Below are 16,825 nucleotides of genomic sequence, written 5' to 3' on the forward strand. Positions count from 1 at the left end.
GCAGGTAGAGGCGTACCCTGCATTTCCTGCGGCTTGGATGCGAGGACCTGGGGATGAGCGGACCGGACGGAAGCAGGCAGTTAATCAAAAAGCACGATTTCGTTCAGGTCAGCGCAATCGCCGGGCTTCTCGCCGCGGCATTCGCCCTGTCCGGCTGCGACAAGCCGGCATCGCAGGCTGCGGCCCCGCCACCACCGCCGGTGACGGTCGCCCAGCCGGTCAAGCGCACGGTCACCGATTGGGACGAGTTCACCGGCCGCTTCGAGGCGGTGGAGGAGGTCCAGGTGCGGCCGCGGGTCGGCGGTTTCGTCAACTCGGTCGAGTTTCAGGACGGCGCCATCGTGCGTCAGGGTGATCTGCTCTACGTGATCGATCCGCGCCCGTTCGAGGCGGTGGCCACTCAGGCGGAGGGCCAGCTGTCCGACGCACGGGCAAGAGTGGAGCTTGCCAAGCGCGAGCTCGATCGTGGTCTGAATTTGGTGCAGACCAGCGCAGTCTCCGAGCAGGTCGTCGACCAGCGCCGCCAGGCCCTGCAGGCCGCGCACGCCGCCGAGATGCAGGCCGAAGGCGCGCTGAAGGCTGCCAAGCTCAACATCGAGTTCACGCATGTTGCTGCGCCGCTGACCGGCCGCGTCAGCCGCCATCTCGTCAGCCCCGGCAATCTCGTGCAGGGCAGCGACACCGGCACCTCGACGCTGCTCACGTCGATCGTCGCGCTCGATCCGATCTACATCTATTTCGACATGGATGAGGCAACGTTCATCAAATACAGCAAGCTGTGGTTCGAGGGGCGGCGGCCAAGCTCGCGCGATACGGCGAACCCGGTGCAAGTGACTCTCGCCGGCGAGACCAAGCCGTCGCACGAGGGCACCGTCAATTTCCTCGACAATCGGCTGGACGTCTCGACCGGCACGCTGCGCAGCCGCGCGGTGGTCAAGAACACCGATCTGTCGATCCTGCCCGGCCAGTTCGGCCGCGTCCGCCTGATCGGCAGCGCGCCCTACGAGGCGCTGCTGATTCCGGACGTTGCGATCGCGACCGACCAGTCCCGCAAGATCGTCTTCGTGGTCAAGCCTGACGACACGGTCGAGGCACGCCCCGTGGTGCTCGGACCACTCGACGACGGCCTGCGTGTGATCCGTGACGGGCTGAAGGCCGACGACCGCGTCATCGTCAACGGCATCCAGCGCGCCCGCGTCGGCGCCAAGGTCGCTCCCCAGACCGCGCAAGCCCCAGCCGGTGGCAAGCCATGAATCTCGGCCGTCTCTCCATCAACCAGCCCATCCTCGCGATGGTGCTGTCGATCGTGCTCCTGATCGTCGGCGCGCTCGCCTACACGACGCTGCCGGTCTCCGAATATCCGCAAGTGGTGCCGCCGACCGTCGTCGTCACCACGCAATATCCCGGCGCCTCGGCGCAGACCGTGTCCGACACGGTCGCAGCTCCCATCGAGCAGGAGATCAACGGCGTCGAGGACATGCTGTACCTCTACAGCCAGGCCACCTCGAACGGCCAGCTCACCATCACCGTCACCTTCAAGCTGGGCACCGATCTCGACAAGGCGCAAGTGCTGGTGCAGAACCGCGTCGCCATCGCGCAGCCGCGGCTCCCTGAAGAAGTCCAGCGCAACGGCGTCACCACGCGCAAGAACTCGCCCGACATCCTGATGGTCGTGTTCATGCTGTCGCCTGACGACACGTTCGACCAGCTCTACATCTCGAACTACGCCCTGCTGCAGGTCCGCGACCAGCTCTTGCGCATCGACGGCGTCGGCGACATCCAGATTTTCGGCGCGCGCGACTATTCGATGCGGCTGTGGCTCGACCCTGACCGGATCGCCAATCTCGGCCTGACCTCGGCCGAGGTGCTGGCGGCGATCCGCGCCCAGAACGTGCAGATCGCCGGTGGCCAGATTGCCGAGCCGCCGATCGTCGACCGCGCCTTCCAGCCCAACCTCACCTTCACCGGGCGGTTGAAGGACCAGAAGCAGTTCGAGGACATCCTGATCAAGGCAGGCTCCGACGGCCGCGTCGTTCGCTTGCGCGACGTCGCCCGCATCGAGCTCGGGGCGCTGGCCTATTCCACCAACAGCTTCCTGCTGCGCAAGTCGGCGGTGGCCATGCTGGTGACGCAGCGGCCGGGCTCGAACGCGCTCGCGACCGCAAAAAACATCTCCGACACCATGACGAGGCTCAAGGAGAGCTTTCCCAAGGGCCTCGACTACAATATCGGCTACAATCCGACCGAGTTCATCGCCCAGTCCGTCCACGAGCTGATCAAGACCATCTACGAGGCCATGCTGCTCGTGGTCGTCGTCGTGCTGGTGTTCCTGCAGGGCTGGCGGCCCGCGATCATTCCGATCATCGCGATCCCGGTGTCGCTGGTCGGCACCTTCGCGGTGATGGCGGCGCTCGGCTTCTCCATCAACAATCTCACGCTGTTCGGCCTCGTCCTCGCCGTCGGCATCGTGGTCGATGACGCCATCGTCGTGGTCGAGAATGTCGAGCGCCATCTCGAGCACGGCCTCAGTCGTCGCGATGCCGCGCTGAAGACGATGGAGGAGGTCGGCGGCGCGCTGGTCTCGATTGCGCTGGTGCTATGCGCGGTGTTCGTGCCGACCGCGTTCCTCGGCGGCATTTCCGGGCAATTCTTCCAGCAGTTCGCCGTCACCATCGCGGTCGCGACCGCGATCTCCTGCTTCTGCTCGCTGACGCTCTCGCCCGCGCTGGCCTCGCAGATCCTCACGCCGCATGAGGAGAAGCGGCCGCCGGCGAGCTGGAATGTCATTGCGCGCGGCTGGAATGCGTTCACAGGCGTGTTCAACCGTTTGTTCGACCGGCTCTCGCATGGCTATGCCGGCCTCGCCAATTTCGTGATCCGGCATTCGGTGGTGATGCTGCTGTTCTACGTCGTGCTGATCGGCAGCGCCGGCTGGCTGATCGCGACCACGCCGCAGGGCTTCATCCCGGCGCAGGATCGCGGCTACGTCATCATATCGGTGCAATTGCCGGGCGCGGCGTCGCTGGCGCGCACCACCGAGGTCGTGCGCGAGATCGAGCGGATCTCGCTGGATACGCCGGGCATCGTTCGCGTCGCTGCCTTTGCCGGTTTCTCCGGCGCCACCCGCACGCAGGCCGGCAATGCGGCGGCGCTATTCCCTGTGTTCGACGAGCCGGAGGTGCGGCTGAAGAAGGGCCTGTCCGCCACCGCCATCACGGGCGAGCTGCGCAAGCGGTTGTCCGCGATCCAGGGTGCCTTCATCATCGTGATTCCGCCGCCGGCCGTGCCCGGTATCGGCACCGGCGGCGGCTTTGCCATTCGCATCCAGGACCGCCAGGGCCGCGGGCCTGAAATGCTCGCTGCGGCCACCGACGAGCTTGTCGCCGCCGCGCGCAAATCGCCCTTGCTGCTCGGTCCCGCAGTGTTCTCGCCGTTCACGGCCAACACGCCGCAGCTCTTCGTCGACATCGACCGCACCAAGGCGCAGAAGCTGGGCGTGCCGATCTCCAACATCAACGAGACGATCCAGACCTACTTCGGATCGACCTATGTCAACGACTTCAACCTGTTCGGCCGCACCTATCACGTCACCGCGCAGGCCGACTTCCCGTACCGAAAAGAGCCGAGCGATCTTGCGCGCCTACGCACGCGCAATGCGTCCGGCGATATGGTGATGCTCGGCAGCGTCGTCGAGTTCAAGGACGTCTCGGGGCCCGACCGCGTCGCGCGCTACAATCTCTACGCAGCCTCCGAGCTCCAGGGCGAGCCGGCGCCGGGCACCAGCTCGACCACCGCGCTCAACGCCATCAAGCAGCTCGCGAACGACACCTTGCCGAGCGGCTTCACCTTCGAATGGACCGACCTGTCCTATCAGCAGATTACCGGCGGCAATGCCGGGCTCTACGTATTTCCGATCTGCGTGCTGTTCGTCTATCTCGTGCTCGCCGCGCAATATGGCAGCTGGACGCTGCCGTTCGCGGTGATCCTGATCGTTCCGATGTGCCTGCTAGCCGCCACCATCGGGGTGCGCATCATGGGCCAGGACGTCAACATCCTCACCCAGATCGGCTTCGTGGTGCTGGTGGGACTGGCGGCGAAGAACGCGATCCTGATCGTCGAGTTCGCGCGCGACATCGAGAACGAAGGCAAGCCGCGGCTGGAGGCCGTCATCGACGCCTGCCGCTTGCGCTTGCGGCCGATCCTGATGACCTCCTTCGCCTTCATCCTCGGCGTGCTGCCGCTGGTGATCTCGACCGGCTCCGGCTCGGAGATGCGCCAGGCCGTCGGCGTCGCCGTGTTCTTCGGCATGATCGGCGTCACCCTGTTCGGCCTGCTGTTCACGCCGATCTTCTACGTCGTGGTGCGGAACCTCGCGGAAGGACGGCGCGATAAGAAGCCGGAGGTGGTGGCCCCTTAAGTGCAAGTGGTGGCCACAGGCTTATCCTCACTCTCCGCCGTCGTCCCCGCGAAGGCGGGGACCCATAACCCCAGGGAGAAAGCGTTGGGCGAAGCGGTAACTCCGAGTCTTCGTCCGACTCGATCCTGTGGTTATGGGTCCCGGGCTCGCGCTACGCGCGCCCCGGGACGACGGAGCGCGCAGAATCCCATACTAACGACGAATATGAAATGGATGGGCGCACGCGGGGTTCTTCACTATCATCCGCGCGATTTCACAGAAGAATGCTGGAGATAAACATATGAAATCAGCACTTTGGGCCGCAGCGGCCTCGGCCCTCTTGATTGCGGTTCCCGCATCCGCGCAAGGCGTCAAGATCGGCATCCTCAACGACCAGTCCGGCGTCTATGCCGATTACGGCGGCAAATGGTCGGTCGAAGCGGCCAAGATGGCGATCGAGGATTTCGGCGGCGAGGTGCTCGGCCAGAAGATCGAGCTCGTCACTGCCGACCACCAGAACAAGCCGGATCTGGCCAGCTCGATCGCGCGGCGCTGGTACGACGTTGAGAATGTCGACATGATCACGGAGCTGACGACCTCCTCGGTCGCGCTCGCGATCCACGAGCTCTCCAAGGAAAAGAAGAAGATCGACATCGTCGTCGGCGCCGCGACCTCGCGGCTGACAGGCGATGCCTGCCAGCCCTACGGTTTCCACTGGGCCTACGACACCCGCGCGCTCGGCGTCGGCACCGGCGGCGCGCTGACCAAGGCCGGCGGCGACACCTGGTTCTTCCTCACCGCGGACTACGCCTTCGGCTACGCGCTGGAGAAGGATACCAGCGAGATCGTCACCGCCAATGGCGGCAAGGTGGTCGGCTCGGTGCGCGTGCCGCTCAACTCGTCGGACTTCTCCTCCTTTCTTCTGCAGGCGCAGAGCTCGAAGGCGAAGATCGTCGGCCTCGCCAATGCCGGCCTCGACACCACCAACTCGATCAAGCAGGCGTCCGAATTCGGCATCGTCGCCAGTGGCCAGAAGCTCGCCGGCCTCCTGATGACGCTCGCCGAAGTCAACGGCCTCGGCCTGCAGGCCGCGCAAGGTCTGGTGCTGACCGAGGGCTATTACTGGGATCTCAACGACAAGACGCGCCATCTCGGCGAGCGCTTCCTCAAGCGCACCGGGCGGATGCCGAGCATGATCCACGCCGGCACCTATTCGGCGACGCTGAGCTACCTGAAGGCGGTTAAGGCCGCTGGCACCAAGGATCCGGATGCCGTCGCCAAGAAGCTGAAGGAGCTGCCGGTCGACGACGACTTCGCGCAGGGCGGCAAGGTGCTCGAGAACGGCCGCATGGTCCACGACATGTATCTGTTCGAGGTCAAGAAGCCCTCGGAGTCGAAGAAGCCCTGGGACTATTACAAGCTGCTCGCCACCGTCCCCGGTGACAAGGCCTTCTTCACCGCCAAGGAAAGCGGCTGTCCGCTGACGAAGTGACGCTGTCGTGTCCCGGACGTGCTGCAGCGTGCCCGGGACACGCGCCCGCGTGATGCAGGGCTTCACTTCACCAACCGCAACACCACCGCTCCCAGCGCCCCGACCCACAGCGCCATGGCGGCGAGCGCCTGGATCGCGAAGCCCGTGCCGCGCTTGGCCGCTGCTTGCGAATAGCCGACGAAATAGACGATACGGCCGATGATCCAGATCGCGCCGATCCCCGCCGCGATGGCGTCGCTGACATAGATCGCGAACAGCCAGAGCGCGGGCAGAACAATCGGCATCCATTCCAGCGTGTTCATCTGGATGCGGAAGGCCCGCTCGAAATCCGGATGGCCCGCCATCGCAGGCACTTTGACGCCGGTCTTGGTGCGCGAGCGTGAGACGTTGATGGCGGTGAAGAAATAAAATGCGATCGCCAGCAGCGTGACGAGCGCGGTGAGATGATACATCGCGAAACCCCTTGAAGAGAAGCCGCGCTTCAATAGCCGGTCAGCTCGAGATAGCCAACGCCGTCATGCGTGCCGGCAAAGCTGATTGGCCCTTCCCAGTACGAGAAGCCGGTCCCCATCCAGGCTCTGGGATTGAGCGGCTTGCACAGGATCGCGAACGATCGCGACGGTATCGCGATCTCCCATTGCACCGGCAGCTTGCGTCCCGCGACTTCCGCCGTCGCCTTCGGCATCATCTGGATGTCGTTCCCTGCAATCATCTGCGTCTCGCCGCTGGCGCTGATCCAATTGCCGAACGGATAATCCTTACCGTCCTTCTGCCGCAGCCGGTACAGCATCAGCTTGTCGCCGGATGACAGATGCAGTGACAACCAGTCCCAGCCGGTCTGGTCGCCGTCGAGCGGCTGGCTGCTCCATTCCCGGTCCATCCAGGCCTGGCCCGAGACATCGACCGGCTTGTCGTCGATGCTGAGCGTGCCGCGGGCACGGTAGAACGGCTGGCTGTAGTAGTACGAAGCCTGCCCGCGCTCCGACTTGCGGCTGTAGCCGCGATCACCCTGCAATACGACCGGACGATCGGCCTCGAGCGTCAGTGCGTAGCTGAAATCGGTGCTGGACGCCTTCAGCCTCAGCGGCGCCAAGGTGCGATCGTCGGTGCGCTCGAGACCCTTCATCTCCCAATCGTCGATCCAGGCATCGAACGGTTTTGCCGTCACGCCGGCTTGCCCGACGCCACCGCGTGAAAACGTCTCAGAGAAGCGGTGGGTGTCGGCGCGCGTCACCGCCGCATGCGCCATCCACACCTGCTGATTGGCCCAGCCTTCGCCTTGCGGACCCGGCTGCGAAGCCTGGCGGAACAGCGTCCATTGCAGGCCGCAAGGAGCACCGCTCGCGTCGACGAGGTTTGCCGTGAGATACCACCACTCGATACGAAACTCTGGATGCGGTCCGTGGTCGGCCGGAAAGTCGAACGTCCTTCCCGGCGTCACCTTCGCAAAGCCGTCCGCTGTCTCGCCGAGCCCGGCATAGCCCTGCGCGGCCGCGCGGCGTGCGAGCGCCAGCGCAGCGATGCCGCCGGCGAAGGCGCGTCGCGTGATTGCTTCAGCGCTCATTGGCAAACACCTTGACGAGATTCGCCGGCTGCATCCGCGCCAGCCGGACCATCGGCAGCAGCGCCGCAAGCAGCGAGGCAAAGAGCGCCACCGCGACCAGCTCCACCAGCTGCAACGGGAAGACGTGGAACGGCAGTCGCCAGCCGAATGCTTTCACGTTCACGATTGCAATCAGGCACCACGCGACCAGAAGGCCGAGCGGCACGGCCAGCAGCGCCGTGAACAGCGCGACCGAGAGCGTCTTGGTCAGCTCGATCGCGGCAAGCCGCGGCCGCGTCAGGCCGATCGCCCACAGCGGCGCAAGCTGCGGCAGTCGGGAGTTCGCCAGCGTCAGCAGGCTCGTGAGCAAGGCGATGCCGGCGACGCCGAGCGTGAAGGCGTTCAGCGCCGACGTCACCGCAAAGGTGCGGTTGAAGATGCGGATCGATTCCGCCTTCACCGTCGCCTGGTCGGCGACGCTGCGGTCGTCGAGCCCGAACTGCTTCTGCAAGGCCGCGATCAGGGCGGGGATATTCTCTCTCGCGACGATCAGGCCGATCCGCGTCTGCGGCGTCTGCGGAAACTGCCGGAGCAGTGCGGCGACGTTCACCGTGAGCTGCCCCTTGGGGTTGCCGTAATCGGCATAGATGCCGACGATGTCGAGCTCCCAGCTCCCGCCCGGCGCCGGCACCTCGACGACGTCGCCGATCTGCACGTTCAGCCGGCGGCTCAATTGCTCGCTGATGAAGGCGGCATTGCCCGGCACCAGCCGAGTCCAGGCGCGCGGCGCGGTCTCGAGCAGCGGCCAGCGCTCGCGATAGAGCGCGTGATCGGGCAGGCCGAGCAGCTCCACCGGCTGGCCCTGAACCTGCGCTTCGGCGCGTCCGCCCGAGAGGATCGCCTGAACATCGCCGCGATTCTTCAGCCAGTTGCGGATCGCGACGCCCTGCGCATTGTCGGACGCGCTGACGTAGACGTCGGCGGCGAGCCGCCCGTTGAGCCAGCCGATGAAGGTGCGGCTGAAGGTCTCGACCATGGTGGAGACCCCGACATTGACGGCAAGCGCGAGCAGCAGCGCCATCAGCGCCAGCGACAATCCGGAAAGCTGCTGCCGGCTGTCCGCCCAGAACCACAGCGCGAGCGGGCCGCGCGCGAGGCGCTGACCGACGAGCAGGATGATGTCGAGGAAGGCCGGCAGGATCAGTGCCGCACCGAACATCAGCGCGGCCAGCACGCCGAACCCTGCGATCAGCGATTGCCCGTAGTGGAGCAGCATCAGCGCGACGGCGAACACGGCGCAGGCCGCACAGCTCTGCAGGATCAGCCAGCGGCGTTGCCGCTGCTGCCAGGCGCCCGGCTGCGCCGTCGCCAGCACCGGCATCCTGATCGCCTTGATCAGGCTCGTCGCCGCCGCCACGAGCGCGCCCGCAACGCTGATGCCGATGCCGGCGAGCCACCATTCGCCTCGCAGGCTGAGCTGCCCCGGGATCTGCGCGCCATAGAGCCCGCGCAGCGAGGCCGCGACATCGGGCAGCAGGGCGGCTGCGATGAAATAGCCGCAAGCGAGCCCGATCAGGCCTGCGGCCAGCGCCAGTGCAACCAGCTCGATCACCAGCAACGTATTGACCAGTCGCGCCGAGGCGCCACAGGCGCGCAAGGTGCGCAGCATCGGCAGCCGCTGCTCGAAGGCAAGGCCCACCGCAGAATTGACGATGAACAGGCCGACGAAGAACGACAGCAGACCGAAGGCGGTGAGGTTGAGATGAAAACTGTCGGTGAGACGCTCCAACTCCGTCTCCGCATTCGGCTCTATCAGCTGCAACTGCTCGCCGACGACGCTCGCGAGCGGTGCGGGCTTGCCCTTCGGCTTGCCGATCAGCAGCCGCGAGACCTGGTCGGGCTTGCTCAGCAGCCGTTGTGCCACGCCGATATCGACCACGAGCACACCGGGTGCGAGTTGCGGCATGACGCGCAGCGGCGGCAGCTTTGCGCCGCTGCTGATCGCCGGGGCCGCGCCTTCTGCTTGCTCCAAGTCCCTCAGCGTCTCCCGGGCCACCAATGTCTGGCCGGGCGGAGCAACGAAGCTGCTGAGATCCGCGGCACCCAGGCGCGGCGCATTGCCGACGTCGACCGGCAGCGTGACCGGCTCGATACCGAGTAGCCGCACCGAATGCCCGTTGATCTGGACACGTCCCTCCAGCATCGGCGACACCGGCCAGCTGGCGCGGCGGAGCTTTACGAACAGCTCCTGCGGGAAAGTCGCCGCATTGGGAGCGGCCAGCATCGCCGTGCGCACGCCGCCGAATGTCGCCGCGGCGCGGTCATAGGCATTGCGGGCCTGCTGATTGATGGCCTGCACCCCGCTCCACAGCGCGGTTGCAGCGATCAATCCGATGAGCAGCGTCGCGAATTGCATCTTGTGGCGCCGCCAATGGCTGAGCAGCACGGCGAGAACCCAGAGCGCGCGCCTCATGAAATGCGCCCTGCATGCAACGTGAGATGACGGTCGAGCGTGGCGGCGAGATGCAGGCTGTGCGTCACCATCAGGAAGCCGCAGCCGGTGCGCGAGACGAGATCGCGCGCCAGTGCCAGCACCTCCTCGGCAGTGGCTTCGTCGAGATTGCCGGTCGGCTCGTCCGCCAGCAGCAGCGAGGGCTTTGTCGCCAGCGCCCGGCCGATCGCGACCCGCTGCTGCTGGCCGCCGGATATTTGCTCTGGATAACGCTTGAGCAGGCTGCCGAGTCCGAGCCGCTCGACAAGCTCCTTGGTCCAGGCCGCATCATGCCGGCCGGCAATCCGGGCCTGGAAGGCGAGATTGTCCGCGACGGAGAGGCTCGGGATCAGGTTGAATTGCTGAAAAACCAGGCCGATGCGATCGCGGCGCAAGCTGGCCCGTCCTGTGTCCGAGAGCTTGGTGACCTCGATGTCGCCCAGCCGGATCGAGCCGCCGTCGGCGGCATCGAGCCCGGCGATCAGGTGCAGCAGCGTGCTCTTGCCGCTGCCGGATTCACCGGTCAGTGCGACGCGCTCGCCAGCCCCGAGGTCAAGGTCGACGCCGCGCAGAACGTGGACGGGCTCGCCCGCCGAGGAGAAGGTCTTTGAGAGGTTTCGGATGCTCAGCACGGGCCTGCCACTTCTCTTCCACCTCTCCCATAGGGAGAGGTCGCGCCATAGGCGCGGGTGAGGGGTTACGGTCTCTTGAGAGCCCAAGGCCCCTCACCCGATTTGCTACGCAAATCGACCTCTCCCCGACGGGGAGAGGTAAGAATGCTGCGTAGCACACCTGATGCGGAAATGCCGGGGTTGCGTTGGCCCTGAAGCCGCTGTTAGCTTCCAAGACGGCCAAATCAAAAAAGTGCCGAAAAAGACATGCGGGGAGAATGATGAGCGCTCAGGGAACGCCGAATGTGGCGGCTAGAACGACCAAGACGCCACAGGGCGCCTGGACCGTTACATTTCTCCTCTTTCTCTTCATGGTGGTGAACTTCGCGGACAAGATCGTCGTCGGTCTCGCCGGCGTGCCGATCATGACCGACATGAAGCTCAGCGCCGAGCAGTTCGGCCTGCTCGGGTCCTCGTTCTTCTTCCTGTTCTCGATCTCGGCCATCGTGGTTGGCTTCATCGTCAACAAGGTGCCGACGCGCTGGGTGCTGTTGACGCTGGCGGTGATCTGGGCGGTGGCGCAGTTCCCGATGGTCGGCACGGTATCCTTCACCACGCTTCTGATCTGCCGCATCGTGCTGGGGGCCGGCGAAGGCCCGGCCTTCTCGGTCGCCGCGCACGCGATCTACAAATGGTTCCCCGACGAGAAGCGCACGCTGCCGACCGCGATCCTGTCGCAGGGCTCGGCCTTCGGCGTCATCCTCGCGGTGCCGGCGCTGAACTGGATCATCGTCAACCATTCCTGGCACTACGCCTTCGGTGCGCTCGGAATCGTCGGCCTGATCTGGGTCGCGGCCTGGCTCGCGCTCGGCAAGGAAGGCCCGCTGGAGGATACCGAGGTCCTGGCCGCCACCGAGCCGAAGATTCCGTACGTGCAGCTGCTGACCTCGCGCACCTTCCTCGGCTGCGTGATCGCGACCTTCGGCGCCTATTGGGCGCTGTCGCTCGGCCTCACCTGGTTCACGCCCTTCATCGTCAAGGGGCTCGGCTTCTCGCAGAGCCAGGCCGGCTTCATCTCGATCCTGCCCTGGGTGTTCGGCGCCACCATCGTCATCCTCACCGGCTGGATCTCGCAGGTGATGATGGCGCGCGGCTACACTACGCGCATCTCGCGCGGCGTGCTCGGCTCGGTGCCGCTGATCATTGGCGGCCTGATCCTCACCGCGATGGCGCATGTCGAGGGCGCCGGCCTGCAGATCGCGCTGCTCGTCGTCGGCTCCGGCCTGTGCGGTGCGATCTACGTGGTCTGCCCGCCGATGCTCGGCGAGTTCACCCCGGCCTCGCAGCGCGGCGCGGTGATCGCGATCTACGGCGCGCTTTACACGCTCTCAGGGATCATCGCGCCGAGCGTGATGGGCACCGTGATCCAGCGCGCCGGCACCATGCTCGACGGCTACCTGACCGGCTTCACCATCAACGCGGCGGTCATGATTGGCTCCGGCGTCATCGGCCTGCTGCTGCTGTGGCCGAACACGGAGAAGGCCAGGCTGACCCGCGGTGCGGCGGCGCAGGGCACAACGCTGAAGGGCGCGGTGTCGCCGACGTAAGGGGAGGCGCGCTCTTTCTTACCCTCCCCTGGAGGGGGAGGGTCGATCGCGCAAAGCGCGAGCGGGGTGGGGTGATCTCTCCGCTCGGGCACCGTATCGGTGGAGAGCTGTCACCCCACCCCGTCTCACATGTCGCTGCGCTCCATATGAGCCGACCCTCCCCCTCCAGGGGAGGGTAAGCGGTCGCCTCGCTAGCTCGCCATCTCCTGCGCGCCACGAATCAGCTTGCCCGGCCGCCGCCCGGTGGCTTCGCCGTGCCGCCGCGTCACCACGCCCGAGACGATCGTCGCCTCATAGCCGTCGACATCCTGCAACAGCCGCCGACCGCCGACCGGCAGGTCGTAATGCACCTTCGGCGGATGCAGATGCAGCCGGTCGTAGTCGATCACGTTGACGTCGGCTTTATAGCCGGGAGCAATGAGCCCGCGGTCGGTGAGGCCGACCGAGAGCGCGGTCTTGCGCGACTGCGCGGCGACCACGAACGGGATCGACAGCTTCTCGCCGCGCGTGCGGTCACGCGTCCAGTGCGTCAAGAGATAGGTCGGAAAGCTGGCATCGCAGATGATGCCGCAATGCGCGCCGCCGTCGGAGAGGCCCGGCACCGATTGCGGATCGAGCAGCATCTCGCGCGTCGCATCGAGATTGCCATCGGAATAGTTCAGGAACGGCACGTAGAGCATGCCGCGCCCGTCGTCCGACAGCATGGCCTCGTACGCGAGCTCCTCCGGCTGCCTTCCCTGCTGGCGCGCCCGCGGCCCCAGCGCGTTCTCCGGCGGCTGCTCGTAGTCGGGGGGATCGCCGAGCAAAAACATCTTGTCGTAGTTGGGCCGGAAGAACAGCGGATCGTCGGTCGCAGTCGCCGTCTCGCTCAGGATCGCCTTGCGCATGTCGGCTTGACGCAGCTGCATCAGCCGCTCCTTCAACGGCAGGTGCGCGATCGCCTTGTAGCTCGGATGGGTCTGGAACGGATTGCGCGAAAGCTCGAGCCCGAGCAGGAGGCCGACGGGCCGGGCTGCGATCTGCGCGGTGATGGAGAGGCCGCGCCTGGCCGCTGCATTGATCTCGTCCAGCGTCTGGCGCCAGCGGTTTGGCGCCTTGTCGTTCTGCGTGATCGAGAACGAGATCGGGCATTTTGTGCTGTCCGCCACCCGCAGCATCATCGGCAGGTCTTCGTGGATGGTGGAGAGGTCGAGCACGAATTGCAGCACGCTGCGCCCCTGCCGGTGCATCGCGCCGGCAATCGCGGTGAGCTCGTCCTCGCCGGCCTTCAGGGTCGGCGTGAAATCGCCGGTCGAGGTGCGGTGGTTGAGCGTGCGCGAGGTCGAGAAGCCGAGCGCGCCCGCGCGCACGGCCTCGCCCGCGAGCTTCGCCATCGCCGCGTTGTCCTCAGGCGTCGAGGGATCGCGGCGTGCGCCGCGCTCGCCCATGACATAGACGCGCAGCGCGGCATGCGGCAGCTGCGCGCCGACGTCGATGTCGAAATCGCGCTTGCCGAGCCAGTTCATGTAGTCCGGAAAGCTCTCCCAGGCCCAGGGAATGCCGGCACTCAGCACCGGCTCAGGAATGTCCTCGACGCCCTCCATCAGCTGGATCAGGCGGGTGTGGTCGGCAGGCTTGCACGGCGCAAAGCCGACGCCGCAATTGCCCATGATCGCGGTGGTGACGCCGTTCTGCGACGACGGCGTGATGTCCTGGCTCCAGGTGACCTGCCCGTCGTAATGGGTGTGCACGTCGACGAAGCCCGGCGTCACGAGCTTGCCGCGCGCGTCGATCTCTTCGCGGCCTTTCGCGGACACCTTCCCGACTTCGCTGATCTTGCCAGCGGTGATGGCGACGTCGGCCTCGAACAGCTCGCCGCCGCTTCCGTCCGCGACATTGGCGCCGCGGATCACGAGATCAGGATTGCTCATGGTGTTTCTTCCCGTTTTTTCTTGCTTGTTTTCGTCGTCCCGGACAAGCGCGCTTTCAGCGCGCGCCGATCCGGGCCTTCGCGGCGACGACAGATGAACCTTGGCTACGCCTTCGCCGCCCGCCGCTCGGTGAACGGCGACAGCACCACTGTCGCCAGCATGAAGATCACGGACGCGCCGAACACCCAATGCGGCGCGCTCTGGTCCATGATCCAGCCGAACAGCAGCGGTGAGACGATGCCACCGAGGTTGAAGCCGGTGGAGACGATGCCGAAGGCGCGCCCCGCGGCACCCGCAGGCGCGGCATTGCGCACCAGCATGTCCCGCGACGGCGCGATCACGCCGGAGAGGAAGCCTGCGGTCGCCATCGTCGCCGTCAGGGCCCAGCCCGGCAGCGTCACCAGCGCGATCAGCAGCACGATGACCGCATTCGCGGCGAAGCAGGCCGCGGCGACATAGCCGTGACGCGCGGTGCGGTCCGCGAGGAAGCCGCCGGCGAGCACGCCCGCGGCGCTGGCTGCGAGGAACGCAGTCAGGGCGATATTGGCGATCGAATAGGACGTGCCGTAGCCGCTCATCAGCGCCACCACGCCGAAATTGTTGATGCCGGCGACCGACAGGCTGAGCAGCATGAACAGCGCGGTCAGCGTAATCAGCGCCGGGGTGATGACGGCCTGCTTCGGCGCGCTCTCGCTGCCCGGCTTCTTCTTGTGCGCGCCGGCCTCGGGGATGCCCATGGCCACCAGCAACACCGCCACCAGAATGGCGATCGCGCCGGAGGCGATCAGTGCGCCGACGCCGCCCCACACCGTGACCAGTGCCGCCACGATCGCCGGCGTCACCGCGCCGCCGAGATAGCCGGCAAAGGTGTGGACCGAGAAGGCGCGGCCCATCCGCGCCTCGTCCATGTGCTCGGCCAGGATCGCGTAGTCGGCAGGATGATAGACGCTGTTGGCGAGCCCGAGCAGCACGGCACAGGCGATCAGCGCAGCGTAGCTGAGGTGCAGGCCGAGCAGGATCAGCGCGCAGCCGCCGAGCGTCAGCCCTACAAGCAGGATCTTGCGCGCGCCAAAATGGTCGACGAGATAGCCGGTCGGCGCCTGCGTCAGGCCGGAGACGACGGCAAGCGTGGTCAGCGAGAAGCCGAGCTCGACATAGCCGACGCCGAGCTTCTCCTTCAGGAACGGGAACAGCATCGGCAGGACCAGCAGATGGAAATGGCTGACCCAATGCGCGATCGAGATGCCGGTGAGCGTGCGCAGCGCACTGTCCGCCTTGCCTTGCTGCGGTGCGGCGAGAACGTCGACCATTGCAGTTCCGTTTCACTCCCGATGGACCGGCAAACTATCGGGGAGGGCGGTTATTTGTCCATGAACGCACGCGCATGGCAGGTAGTGCGGGCGGGGCGCCATCCCGCTAGCGCGCGATCAAAATCGGCGTTCCCACTCAGAACGGCTCGTCGTCAGGGCCATAGCGGTCGCGTTTCGGCGTCGCGATGTCGCCGTCTTCGTAATCGTCGTCATCGTTCGCACGGCGGGAGGAGGGCTTCTTCGCCTTCTTATCCGCGGCCTTGTTCTCGGCGATCTTGGGTGGTTCGCTCGGCTTTGCGGTCTTGGTCATGGCGGGTCCCGGATGGTGATGCTGCATCCGAATGTACCGCCAAATATGTGCGGCGCCTGATTTATCTCAAGGGGCGACGAGGTCGTCAGTGCACCACCGGCCCGCCTGCCTTCTTCCAGGCATCGAGGCCGCCGGCGATATGTGCGCTGTTGAGAAGCCCCGCTTCCTTTGCAGCCGCAACGGCCATCGCCGAGCGTTCGCCGAAGGCGCAGAAGAACACGACGCGGCGCCCCGTTGCGGCCGCGACCTCGCGCAGCATGCCGCCGGGCTTGAGGCTTTCCTCCACAGAGGGATAGGGCGTGTGCAGCGCGCCTTCGAGCATGCCGTGCTTCATCCGCTCATTGGTCTCGCGCAAGTCCACGAGCAGGATGTCGGGCCGGCCGAGGCTGCGGATCGCCTCGATCGCGCTGAGCGCGCGGCCTTCCTTCTCCAGCTCCTCCTGATGCAGGCCGACATGCATGTTGGCGGGGATCGCCACGTCCATCATCTTCGGATTGGGCAGCTTCAGGTTGGCCATCAGCTCGACATATTCGTCGACCGAGCGCACCTGGAGCCGCGGATTGTAGCGCTTTTCCTCGCCGATGGTGGAGACGGTATCGCCCTTGTAGTCGTGGGCCGGAAACACCATCGTTTCGTCCGGCAGCTTCAAAAGACGGTTGAAGATCGAATCGTATTGCGCGCGCGCCGAGCCGTTCTGGAAATCGGTGCGGCCGGTGCCGCGGATCAGCAGCGTGTCGCCGGTGAAGACGCGGTCGCCCATCAAATAGGAATAGGAATCGTCGGTGTGGCCCGGCGTGTACATCACGTCGAGCGACAGGCCCTCGATCGTCACCTTGTCGCCGTCCGCCACCCGCATGGCGACGACGTCGGCCTTGGTCTGGTCGCCCATCACGGTCATGCAATGGGTGCGATCGCGCAGCTCGCCGAGGCCGGTGACGTGGTCGGCATGCAGATGCGTGTCGACCGCCTTGACCAGCTTGAGGTCGAGCTCGCGCAGCAATTGGCAGTAGCGGTCGACCTTCTCCAGCACAGGGTCGAGAATCAGCGCCTCGCCGCCGGGGCGGCTGGCGAGGACGTAGCTGTAGGTGCCCGAAACGCTGTCGAAGAGCTGGCGGAAGATCATGGCAGGACCCGGCTTGGAACTGACTTCCAAGA

12 protein-coding genes are annotated in these 16,825 nt (G+C 65.9%); 4 read left to right on the top strand and 8 right to left on the bottom strand.

The genetic code is table 11. From position 1 onward, the window contains the following. Positions 1-53 precede the first annotated feature (53 nt). The 3 genes from ACNJYD_RS03445 (at position 54) to ACNJYD_RS03455 (ending at position 5,888) form a co-directional block, all read left to right on the top strand. Positions 54-1,253 carry an efflux RND transporter periplasmic adaptor subunit gene (locus tag ACNJYD_RS03445; protein ID WP_439365360.1) on the top strand — a complete coding sequence of 400 codons (1,200 nt, stop codon included), beginning with the start codon at positions 54-56 and terminating at the stop codon, positions 1,251-1,253. After that, positions 1,250-4,417 (top strand): efflux RND transporter permease subunit, encoded by a 3,168-nt coding sequence (locus ACNJYD_RS03450; protein WP_439365361.1) that lies wholly within the window; start codon positions 1,250-1,252, stop codon positions 4,415-4,417. The genes ACNJYD_RS03445 and ACNJYD_RS03450 overlap by 4 nt, the downstream gene beginning before the upstream one ends. A gap of 280 nt (positions 4,418-4,697) precedes the next feature. Then, entirely contained in the window at positions 4,698-5,888 is a 1,191-nt protein-coding gene (locus ACNJYD_RS03455) for an ABC transporter substrate-binding protein (RefSeq protein ID WP_172786557.1), read from the top strand. A 62-nt stretch (positions 5,889-5,950) separates the two neighbouring features. Here ACNJYD_RS03455 and ACNJYD_RS03460 read toward each other — a convergent pair whose 3' ends face one another. The 4 genes from ACNJYD_RS03460 to ACNJYD_RS03475 are packed head-to-tail and all read right to left on the bottom strand — an operon-like array spanning position 5,951 to position 10,554. After that, positions 5,951-6,340 carry an MAPEG family protein gene (locus ACNJYD_RS03460; RefSeq protein ID WP_271505875.1) on the bottom strand — a complete coding sequence of 130 codons (390 nt, stop codon included), beginning with the start codon at positions 6,338-6,340 and terminating at the stop codon, positions 5,951-5,953. Positions 6,341-6,369: 29 nt separating this feature from the next. Then, positions 6,370-7,452 carry a lipocalin-like domain-containing protein gene (locus ACNJYD_RS03465; protein WP_439365362.1) on the bottom strand — a complete coding sequence of 361 codons (1,083 nt, stop codon included), beginning with the start codon at positions 7,450-7,452 and terminating at the stop codon, positions 6,370-6,372. Then, positions 7,442-9,904 (bottom strand): FtsX-like permease family protein, encoded by a 2,463-nt coding sequence (locus tag ACNJYD_RS03470; RefSeq protein ID WP_439365363.1) that lies wholly within the window; start codon positions 9,902-9,904, stop codon positions 7,442-7,444. The genes ACNJYD_RS03465 and ACNJYD_RS03470 overlap by 11 nt, the downstream gene beginning before the upstream one ends. Then, positions 9,901-10,554 carry an ABC transporter ATP-binding protein gene (locus ACNJYD_RS03475; protein WP_439365364.1) on the bottom strand — a complete coding sequence of 218 codons (654 nt, stop codon included), beginning with the start codon at positions 10,552-10,554 and terminating at the stop codon, positions 9,901-9,903. Before ACNJYD_RS03475 ends, ACNJYD_RS03470 begins: the two co-directional genes overlap by 4 nt. A 260-nt stretch (positions 10,555-10,814) precedes the next feature. Between ACNJYD_RS03475 and ACNJYD_RS03480 the strand changes: the two genes are divergently transcribed. Beyond that, complete coding sequence (locus tag ACNJYD_RS03480) at positions 10,815-12,140, top strand: MFS transporter (protein ID WP_439365365.1); 1,326 nt, start codon at positions 10,815-10,817, stop codon at positions 12,138-12,140. Between the two features lie 191 nt (positions 12,141-12,331). Here ACNJYD_RS03480 and ACNJYD_RS03485 read toward each other — a convergent pair whose 3' ends face one another. The 4 genes from ACNJYD_RS03485 to ACNJYD_RS03500 form a co-directional block, all read right to left on the bottom strand. After that, entirely contained in the window at positions 12,332-14,050 is a 1,719-nt protein-coding gene (locus ACNJYD_RS03485; RefSeq protein ID WP_439365366.1) for an N-acyl-D-amino-acid deacylase family protein, read from the bottom strand. A gap of 104 nt (positions 14,051-14,154) precedes the next feature. Further along, entirely contained in the window at positions 14,155-15,360 is a 1,206-nt protein-coding gene (locus tag ACNJYD_RS03490; RefSeq protein ID WP_439365367.1) for an MFS transporter, read from the bottom strand. A 136-nt stretch (positions 15,361-15,496) separates the two neighbouring features. Next, positions 15,497-15,670 carry a hypothetical protein gene (locus tag ACNJYD_RS03495; protein WP_260381743.1) on the bottom strand — a complete coding sequence of 58 codons (174 nt, stop codon included), beginning with the start codon at positions 15,668-15,670 and terminating at the stop codon, positions 15,497-15,499. Between the two features lie 85 nt (positions 15,671-15,755). Next, positions 15,756-16,793, bottom strand: a complete 1,038-nt coding sequence (locus tag ACNJYD_RS03500; protein ID WP_439365368.1) for an MBL fold metallo-hydrolase — start codon at positions 16,791-16,793, stop codon at positions 15,756-15,758. Positions 16,794-16,825: the final 32 nt, after the last annotated feature.

The sequence above is a fragment of the Bradyrhizobium sp. SPXBL-02 genome, assembly GCF_051853065.1.
In the GTDB taxonomy this organism is placed as follows: Bacteria; Pseudomonadota; Alphaproteobacteria; order Rhizobiales; family Xanthobacteraceae; genus Bradyrhizobium.

Excerpts from the sequence above, each read along its gene's own strand:
- ACNJYD_RS03480 (WP_439365365.1), top strand. The coding sequence starts at position 10,815 with ATGAGCGCTCAGGGAACGCCGAATGTGGCGGCTAGAACGACCAAGACG.
- ACNJYD_RS03460 (WP_271505875.1), bottom strand. The coding sequence starts at position 6,340 with ATGTATCATCTCACCGCGCTCGTCACGCTGCTGGCGATCGCATTTTAT.
- ACNJYD_RS03495 (WP_260381743.1), bottom strand. The coding sequence starts at position 15,670 with ATGACCAAGACCGCAAAGCCGAGCGAACCACCCAAGATCGCCGAGAAC.
- ACNJYD_RS03500 (WP_439365368.1), bottom strand. The coding sequence starts at position 16,793 with ATGATCTTCCGCCAGCTCTTCGACAGCGTTTCGGGCACCTACAGCTAC.
- ACNJYD_RS03465 (WP_439365362.1), bottom strand. The coding sequence starts at position 7,452 with ATGAGCGCTGAAGCAATCACGCGACGCGCCTTCGCCGGCGGCATCGCT.
- ACNJYD_RS03455 (WP_172786557.1), top strand. The coding sequence starts at position 4,698 with ATGAAATCAGCACTTTGGGCCGCAGCGGCCTCGGCCCTCTTGATTGCG.
- ACNJYD_RS03470 (WP_439365363.1), bottom strand. The coding sequence starts at position 9,904 with ATGAGGCGCGCGCTCTGGGTTCTCGCCGTGCTGCTCAGCCATTGGCGG.
- ACNJYD_RS03445 (WP_439365360.1), top strand. The coding sequence starts at position 54 with ATGAGCGGACCGGACGGAAGCAGGCAGTTAATCAAAAAGCACGATTTC.
- ACNJYD_RS03485 (WP_439365366.1), bottom strand. The coding sequence starts at position 14,050 with ATGAGCAATCCTGATCTCGTGATCCGCGGCGCCAATGTCGCGGACGGA.
- ACNJYD_RS03490 (WP_439365367.1), bottom strand. The coding sequence starts at position 15,360 with ATGGTCGACGTTCTCGCCGCACCGCAGCAAGGCAAGGCGGACAGTGCG.
- ACNJYD_RS03450 (WP_439365361.1), top strand. The coding sequence starts at position 1,250 with ATGAATCTCGGCCGTCTCTCCATCAACCAGCCCATCCTCGCGATGGTG.